Genomic DNA, 7,543 nt, shown 5'->3' on the forward strand with positions numbered 1-7,543 from the left:
CCGTGCCTATGGATTCAGGAACTTTGAAAATTACCGCATGCGGGTCTTGGCCCAGTGCGGTTGGAACGGTGTGATTAACCGTGTCTAGTGAATGCGTATCCCCCGATAATGGGGAAGAGCCCGAATTCTTGGCGGACAGAGGGTCTGCCGTTTCATAGAATCACCGAGTATCAGCGGAAAACAATACATTATAAATATCAATTAGTTAATGACTTAGCGAGTATCAGACAGTATCATCCAATCTATGCAAACGTGTGGGGCCGGATGATGGGTTATATAACAGACAGAACGGCAAGGGCCATTAAGCCCGGAGACAAGCCTATACCGGGGGGCGTAACAGGTTTGTATTTGTTCCCCGGATCGGATCGCGGCAAAGGTAAGTGGATCATTCGGTATGTATCCCCAGTTACCGGCAAGCGTCGTGACATGGGTCTGGGTTCATTTCCCGATACTGGCGTAGCCCGCGTTATTGAAAAAGCCCTAGCGGCCCGCGAACAGATACAAGACGGGATCGACCCGATTCTAGCGCGTCAAACCCAACGCAAAATCCCAACCTTTGAACAGGCGGCAAGGGATCACTGGGAACTTCTGGCGCCGGGCTTCCGAAACGACAAGCACAAGGCTCAATGGATAGCCAGTCTTGAACAACACATATTCCCGACTATCGGCGGTATTCGTGTGGATCACCTGCAAGTCGCACATTTCGGCGATGCACTGGCGCCGATCTGGCTGACCATACCTGAAACGGCAAAGAGGGTAAAAATGCGCTGCAGCGCCGTTATGGCCGCTTGCCGCGCCCGGAAGTTCATCGTCGCAAACCCGCTTGATGACGTAGGGGCGCTGCTGCCCCTATCCAATAAAAAAGAAGCGGCACAAATAAGACACCATCCGGCGATGCCATGGAAAGACATTCCAGTATTTGTTCGAGATCACCTGAACCGCCCGCCGGTATGGGGATCACGCGCGGCATTACTGTTTACCATCCTGACCGCCGCACGATCTGGTGAGGTTCGGGGGGCCACCTGGCAGGAATTTGATCTGAACGGCCAACTTTGGATTATTCCGGCAATACGCATGAAAGCAAAGCAGCCGCACCGTGTCCCGTTGTCCGATGACGCCCAGGCCTTGCTTCGTAATCTGCAAGGCGATGAAACGCCCGCCCCTGACGCTCTAGTTTTTCCTGCCCTGCGTGGGGGCGAACTATCCGATATGGCGCTGACCAGTCTGCTACGCAAAGCACAAGCAAGCAGCGACATACAGGGCCGGATCGCAACCGCCCACGGGTTTAGAGCAAGTTTCCGCAACTGGTGCGCTGATCATGGCGTAAGCACTGATCTGGCAGAACGTAGCTTGGCACACACCATAGGCAACAAGGTTCAAGCCGCCTACGAACGTACCGACCGCCTTACAGCCCGCACTAAGTTAATGCAGTCATGGGCCGATCACGTTATGGGGCGAACAACCGAAAACGTAATTCAGATAAGGAATGCAGGATGAGCGAATACTTTGGTAGAAAGTTCCCAGTAACACTTGCATGGAACCAAATACATAAATTAGTACGAAATGAAGCGACCGAGCAGGCCGAACGCTTACTGGCCGTCCTGAAGGGGGCGCTAGACAGCGATGGTGACCCCGCTGCCGCCTTTGATGCGTTCTTAGAATCTTCTTACAACGAGCCGTATATATACCCCGGCGCAGTCATGCAGATGATGTTGAGATTTGCGTCAGACACTGCATATCACCGCGTAACCGCCGAACTAACAAAAGTGAAATACGACAGAAGCGAGAAAGCCAGAAAGTCCGCCAATGTGGGACACGATAAGCCAAGGGGGAACCGCGAAAAGCGGAGAAAAATACAGGAAATTTGGGCTACTGGAAAATACAGTTCTAGAGATCTCTGTGCAGAGCAGGAGTGTGCTGGTATAGGAATGTCATTCTCCACAGCCAGAAAAGCATTAAGGAACATTCCCAAACCCAAGTTAGCCGCTGCGACGTAAAGGCTAGCCGCTGCGACGCACTAGTAATTTTAACGGCGTCCTACATAAGCAAACATAGCATCAAGCCGATTTAACGCGGTTTGCGCGGTATCAGGGCATCATCGGCCCGCCTTGATCCGCGCATAACTCGCGCAAGTAAGGAACTGATGCTATGGAAGCACTTGCTATTCACCTGCCACCCATTGGCTTCACGCCAATTCGCACGGTTTGCGCCGTCACCACCAAATCAAAGCCGACGATCTATCGCTGGATCAAAAACGGAACTTTCCCCGCTCCCGTTCGCCTTGGCCCAAATAGCGTAGGGTTTCGTGTCGAGGAAATCCGCGCCTGGCTTGCTAGCCCTAACTGCTGGAAACAGGAGGGCAAACAATGAAAAACGCCCCCACCACAAAGAGCAGTGAGAGCGCCAAAGACCAAGGCCATTTTACCCCGGTATCGACAGCCAGCGAAGCCCAAAGGCTGCGGATCATTGACGCTTTACGCACCGGCCCGAAAACATCCTATGACCTGCGCCGTATGGGCTGCTATCAGGCACCGGCCCGCATTATCGAACTGCGCCGCATGGGTTACGAAATCATAACCGAACGAATCACGCTGACCGACCGCGACGGGTTCCAGCATCACGGCTGCGCCTTATATTCACTGGCAAGCGAACCGGCAGAGGTGCAAGCATGAATGTCACGATTATTACTTCTGCCCAGCGCCTAACGAAACAGTGGCACATAGTTAACGGGCAGCCGAAAAAAGAACAAGCCGGGCACATGACCGATGGCATGGCAGAGCCCGTTACGATTGATTCCCCGGCGGAAATGGTCGAACTGCTGCAAGGCTTGCAAACAACCCAGGCCCTGACATTTGGCATACCTGCCGATGGGCAGCCGCACCCTATCGTTACTCAAAAAAAATTACCCGAGGCTTCACCGGGCAGCATAGCGCGCGATAACGAACATTTCCGATGGCCTGCCACTACCGGCTGGTTAATGCTGGACTATGACCCCGCCCCCGCTGGTGTCCCGCTAAACCGTGATGCCCTGCTGGCTGCACTATGCGAAGCCTGCCCCGCGATGGCCGCCGCCCCGATGGTTTGGGGGCCGTCTGGATCAAGTTATATCTTTAACAGGGACACCGGCGAAGAAATAACCGGCCTGCGAGGGCAAAGGCTGTATGTCCTGGTAACGGATGCCCGCGATATACCCAGAGCGGGCAAGGCACTATTTGACCGGCTATGGCTGGCCGGGCATGGCCGCTATGACATAAGCCGAGCCGGTACGCTGCTAGAACGCGCGTTAATTGATGCCGCCGTATGGCAACCCTGCCGCCTGGACTTCGCCGCCGCCCCCGTGACCGTGCCACCGCTTGCGGCACAGCGCCCCGCCCCAGAGGCAATAAACGGCGATGCCTTGCCGCTAGACACCGCCCAGGCCATAGCCCCCCTGACACCCACAGAAGCTGCACGGCTGCAAGAAATAAAAGCCGTTGCCCGTGATGATGGCGCGCTGCTATTTGAACAGCACGACGCGCGCGAAGCATGGGTGGCTGAACGTGTGGCGGCCTTACCGGCAACCCTGAGCGAAAACGAACGCGAAGAAAAGGCCGAGCGCCTGCGGGCTGCTGTGACTGATTACCGCCTATGGGGTGACTTTGAACTGACGCACCGAAGGGGGCAACGTGTGACCGTGGGCGAACTGCTGGACGATCCCGACCGATGGCACGGGGAACGCTTCGCCGATCCGCTAGGGCTTGGCAAAGATCAGCGTATTGCATGGCTTAATCTGCGAAGCGGGGGGCGCCCTTACCTGTATTCACACGCCCACGGCGGACAGCGTTATAGCTTGTTGCGACCTGCCAGCGTTCTGAAACTGGCTCGCGGAGATTCACCGCGCGCGGTGGCAGCCGTGCTGGAGCGCCTGCGCTGTGATGGTGAGGTATTCGAGCGCGCCGGGCAACTGGTAAGACTGGCCGATGGTGTGCTGGTTCTGGTTGAGCTGCCATGGCTTAGAACCCACCTTGAGCAGTGCTTTCAATTCCAGACGTTTGACCGACGCGCCAACCCGCCAACATGGCAACCGACCGACTGCCCGCAAGACCTGGCCGCGCGTGTCATGGCTGCCCGTGGTGATTGGGGGCTGCCGAAAGTGGCGGGTATTGTGACGTTCCCAGTGATGCGCCCCGATGGTAGCGTGATTCAACGCCCCGGCTTTGATGCCCCTACCGAACTGCTATACCTGGACAATTTCCCGGAGCGACAGACACCGCGCCCCCTTGCTAGTGAGGCGCTACGGGAGGCTTTGGCCCGTATATGGGAACCCTTCGCTGAATTTCCTTTTGATGGAGACTTGAGCCGCGCTGTATTTCTGGCCGGGCTGTTGACAACGGTATGCCGGGCAACGCTGCCTACTGCGCCGGGCTGGTTGATCCGCGCCTATGCGCCGGGTACGGGTAAAACCCTGTTATCAGAATGTCTGATGCTGGTGGCGGGGGCGCCGATGGCCGCGCTGCCGCTACCCGAGAGCAACCCCGAAGAAATAGAAAAGCGCCTGTTTGCTTCGCTGCTGACTGGCCGAGCCGGGCTGGTAATGGACAACCTGACGGGCGTTATCGAAAGCGCGGCATTGTGCGCCATGCTGACCAGTGCCGAACCCGAAGGCCGTATTTTGGGTAAATCGGAAGTACGAAGCGTGCAGAACCGCGCCCTGATCGTGCTGAACGGAAACAACGTAAGCCCAGGCGGGGACTTATTTCGACGCGTACTGCCCGTGACGCTGGACGCCAACAGCGAAGCACCCGAAGCCCGCCGCTTCACGTTTGACCCGCGCGAAATGATCCGTGCAAGGCTTCACGCCTACCGCGCCGACCTGCTGGCCGTGCTGATGTCATATCAGGCCGCTGATGCGCCTGTTATTGGGGACGGGGCTCTGGGTAGTTTCAACGAATGGGAACGCCTTGTAAGGCAGTGCATTTGCTGGCTAGTGCATGAAGGGCTGGCACCCGCACCGATGGCTGACCTGCTGGAGGTGCTGAAACTGTCGAAAGCAGAAGACCCACACCACGCGCAACATATCGCTGTGTTAGAGGCATGGCACACCTGGTATGGATCGCGGGCAGTGCACGTCAAAGACCTAGCTGACCTGATGCGCGATAGCAACACCTATCGAAGCGAAGACGAAATGGCACTACGCGACGCGCTTTCTGATGTTGGCATTCCACCGCGTGGCCGTGGCGAGTTTGAGACCCGTTATTTCTCGGGCTGGCTGCGCCGTCATCGTGGCCGCGTAGTAGCCGGGCTGCGCCTGGATCAAGCAGAACGAAACATAAAACACGGCCATAGTTGGGTAGTACGCACTGTATAGATGGGGTTTCGGGGGTTTGGGGGGTATTTCCCAACCCTTCGCATGAAAACTGCCAATGACACATTTATAGAAGGGACGGAAATAAACCCCACATTCCCCCAATACCCCGTTAAGCACCTGAAATATGCTATCTGGAATCTGAAACATGGCCGATAAAGACACACACGAAACCCCGCAAAGCCCCGAATGGGAAGTATTAGGGCCTGAACCTACCCACCCCCGGCGCCTTCGATTACCGCTATCTACCGCGCTCGACGTGCGCCGAGAATTGGCGCGCCTGTATCGAAGCATGAGGACAGGGCAGACACCGCCCGCAGACGGCACAAAATTAGCCTATGTATTGAACATACTCCGCCAAACCATCGAAACAAGCGACATCGAGCAGCGTATCAGCGCCTTAGAGGTTGCTCAGAAAGCGAATGATTAACATGAAAGCCTCAGTACGGAAACGGATCGCTGTACTGGAGGCCTTGCGACCAAGGCGGGAAAACCGCAGACCAAAGATTCGCTTTATTGAAGGAAACAGCTTGGCATTGGAAATTGCTGAAGTCGTATTTCCAGTAGGCAGCGATGGGTGGCGCCCTGCCACTCCCGATGAACGTGATGCCTATCAGGTCGCATTAAACCAAGTGGTACAAAAACTATTGGACGCGTGATAACCATGCCAAAACGCATAGAACTACGCCTGCAAACACTTGAGCACGCCCAATGCGTAGCAAAGCCGCTGCACAACATTTTCATCATGCTAGACCCCTATGCTGCCGATGAGATCATTGCCTTCACCTGTGATAGTGGCCGCATAGACAGGCTTCCGGATGAAGACCTGGAGACTTTCGAGGCCCGTGCTGCACAGCATCGCGCCCCCTCTGTCGTAACGCTTTGGTGCGCTGTGTATCGTGACCAATAGACGCATGTTCCGCCTCTAGACCGACAACCGATCCAGATGATCTAAATTTTGAAGTGATAAACTGAAAAATCCAGAATAACCAAGATACGAAGGGGAACATTTTGAACGACAAACCAAAGAAACCCATTTACAAGCGCGTGTGGTTCTGGCTTGTTATGTTTTTTGTTTTGCCGGGCGTCATCAGTGGCCTAACATCAGACAAACCGTCGAAAATGACCGGTCAGGCAGAAGCCGCAAAAATCGCCGCCGCGCCCGACACGCCATCGACCAGTAGTTTCTCCGCTGGCACTAACCATAAATACAAACTGTCACATACTGAATACAACGTTTTGACAGTGCTACTGGAAGATGAGGTAACGAACTTTTCGCAAGGCAACGATGCCATACTTGGAAAAGATTCGAATTTAATCCGTACAACCGGGAGGAAACTCAGTGCGGCCTATGATGCAAATGAAGCGGCTGCGGATAAAGAGTTCAAAGGAAAGCTGCTATTCGTAACCGCACGAGTCGAAAGCATTAACAAGGGCATTACCGGTAGCCCGTACTTTGTTGTAAGCGGTGGCTTTATCGGTGCACAAGCACACTTCGACCGCGACTATAACGACTACGCTGCTACGGTAGCTAAAGGTGAAACAGTAAATCTGGTTTGTGAAGGTAATGGGTACATCATCACGTCTGCGATGCTCGACGACTGCGTGCCAGCGATAGACTTCGCAAAACGGGAATCGCAGAAGCTGATAAAAGAAGCTGGACGATTTTTAGCCGGGTATGAGGTTAGCAAGACGGCGCAAAATCTCATATTTGGCAGTCTGGCTATCGCAAAGGTAATACCAGAGGCGCAATGCGAACAGCCGAACAAGCAATGTTTAGCCGCAGCCAAGAAAGCAGGCAACGACAAAAACAAACTGAATGCTGCCATGGATCAAACCATTGAACAGCTAAAGACAGCCGGAGTGAACTTGGACGACCCCCGAAAAAGTGGTAAATAAGACTAGCCAGTAGCCTAGGTGTAAACGCTAGTTCATAACCGGCCAAGCGCCGGTTTTCTTTTTCCTAGCAATACGTTGTAGCAGCATCACAACATAGCGCAAGGGTTGCGAAAACGTGGGTCTAAATGATGGTCTGACTTTCAAAAAAACAACAAAAAACCCCTGAAATCAAACGCTTAGGCTCTTCATCATTAAAGGGGGACAGCGACATTCATTAGACTTGTTTTTGCGAAGAAACACGTTTAATGGAGGTAATGTCGATGTCTCCAATCGATTCTATCCTAGGGATTCCGGGTTTAG

Annotated in this window: 9 protein-coding genes; all 9 read left to right on the forward strand. The window is 54.4% G+C overall.

Going from position 1 to position 7,543, the window contains the following annotated elements; all coding sequences use genetic code 11:
- Window positions 1-267: 267 nt before the first annotated feature.
- The 9 genes from GTU67_RS14815 to GTU67_RS14855 all read left to right on the forward strand — a co-directional run bounded on the left by GTU67_RS14815 (window position 268) and on the right by GTU67_RS14855 (window position 7,243).
- Window positions 268-1,497 (forward strand): tyrosine-type recombinase/integrase, encoded by a 1,230-nt coding sequence (locus GTU67_RS14815; protein WP_185780781.1) that lies wholly within the window; start codon window positions 268-270, stop codon window positions 1,495-1,497.
- On the forward strand, window positions 1,494-1,997 hold the full coding sequence (locus GTU67_RS14820; RefSeq protein ID WP_185780773.1) for a hypothetical protein: 504 nt from the start codon (window positions 1,494-1,496) through the stop codon (window positions 1,995-1,997). The genes GTU67_RS14815 and GTU67_RS14820 overlap by 4 nt, the downstream gene beginning before the upstream one ends.
- A 151-nt stretch (window positions 1,998-2,148) precedes the next feature.
- The gene (locus GTU67_RS14825; RefSeq protein WP_185780774.1) at window positions 2,149-2,370 is read left to right on the forward strand and encodes a helix-turn-helix transcriptional regulator; all 222 of its coding nucleotides are present in this window, start codon (window positions 2,149-2,151) and stop codon (window positions 2,368-2,370) included.
- Window positions 2,367-2,672, forward strand: a complete 306-nt coding sequence (locus GTU67_RS14830) for a helix-turn-helix domain-containing protein (RefSeq protein ID WP_185780775.1) — start codon at window positions 2,367-2,369, stop codon at window positions 2,670-2,672. Before GTU67_RS14825 ends, GTU67_RS14830 begins: the two co-directional genes overlap by 4 nt.
- On the forward strand, window positions 2,669-5,347 hold the full coding sequence (locus GTU67_RS14835; RefSeq protein ID WP_185780776.1) for a hypothetical protein: 2,679 nt from the start codon (window positions 2,669-2,671) through the stop codon (window positions 5,345-5,347). The genes GTU67_RS14830 and GTU67_RS14835 overlap by 4 nt, the downstream gene beginning before the upstream one ends.
- A gap of 145 nt (window positions 5,348-5,492) precedes the next feature.
- On the forward strand, window positions 5,493-5,774 hold the full coding sequence (locus tag GTU67_RS14840) for a hypothetical protein (protein WP_185780777.1): 282 nt from the start codon (window positions 5,493-5,495) through the stop codon (window positions 5,772-5,774).
- On the forward strand, window positions 5,767-6,003 hold the full coding sequence (locus tag GTU67_RS14845) for a hypothetical protein (protein WP_185780778.1): 237 nt from the start codon (window positions 5,767-5,769) through the stop codon (window positions 6,001-6,003). The genes GTU67_RS14840 and GTU67_RS14845 overlap by 8 nt, the downstream gene beginning before the upstream one ends.
- A gap of 5 nt (window positions 6,004-6,008) precedes the next feature.
- Complete coding sequence (locus GTU67_RS14850) at window positions 6,009-6,254, forward strand: hypothetical protein (RefSeq protein WP_185780779.1); 246 nt, start codon at window positions 6,009-6,011, stop codon at window positions 6,252-6,254.
- Between the two features lie 101 nt (window positions 6,255-6,355).
- Window positions 6,356-7,243: an OB-fold protein gene (locus tag GTU67_RS14855; RefSeq protein ID WP_185780780.1), complete on the forward strand. Its 888-nt coding sequence runs from the start codon at window positions 6,356-6,358 to the stop codon at window positions 7,241-7,243.
- Window positions 7,244-7,543 lie beyond the last annotated feature (300 nt).

Origin of the sequence: Pusillimonas minor, from assembly GCF_014237865.1 — a bacterium.
Classification (GTDB): domain Bacteria; phylum Pseudomonadota; class Gammaproteobacteria; order Burkholderiales; family Burkholderiaceae_B; genus Neopusillimonas; species Neopusillimonas minor.

Bases quoted from the DNA above. Each gene is read 5' to 3' on its own strand.
- GTU67_RS14815 (WP_185780781.1), top strand. From the start codon at position 268: ATGGGTTATATAACAGACAGAACGGCAAGGGCCATTAAGCCCGGAGAC.
- GTU67_RS14820 (WP_185780773.1), top strand. From the start codon at position 1,494: ATGAGCGAATACTTTGGTAGAAAGTTCCCAGTAACACTTGCATGGAAC.
- GTU67_RS14825 (WP_185780774.1), top strand. From the start codon at position 2,149: ATGGAAGCACTTGCTATTCACCTGCCACCCATTGGCTTCACGCCAATT.
- GTU67_RS14830 (WP_185780775.1), top strand. From the start codon at position 2,367: ATGAAAAACGCCCCCACCACAAAGAGCAGTGAGAGCGCCAAAGACCAA.
- GTU67_RS14835 (WP_185780776.1), top strand. From the start codon at position 2,669: ATGAATGTCACGATTATTACTTCTGCCCAGCGCCTAACGAAACAGTGG.
- GTU67_RS14840 (WP_185780777.1), top strand. From the start codon at position 5,493: ATGGCCGATAAAGACACACACGAAACCCCGCAAAGCCCCGAATGGGAA.
- GTU67_RS14845 (WP_185780778.1), top strand. From the start codon at position 5,767: ATGATTAACATGAAAGCCTCAGTACGGAAACGGATCGCTGTACTGGAG.
- GTU67_RS14850 (WP_185780779.1), top strand. From the start codon at position 6,009: ATGCCAAAACGCATAGAACTACGCCTGCAAACACTTGAGCACGCCCAA.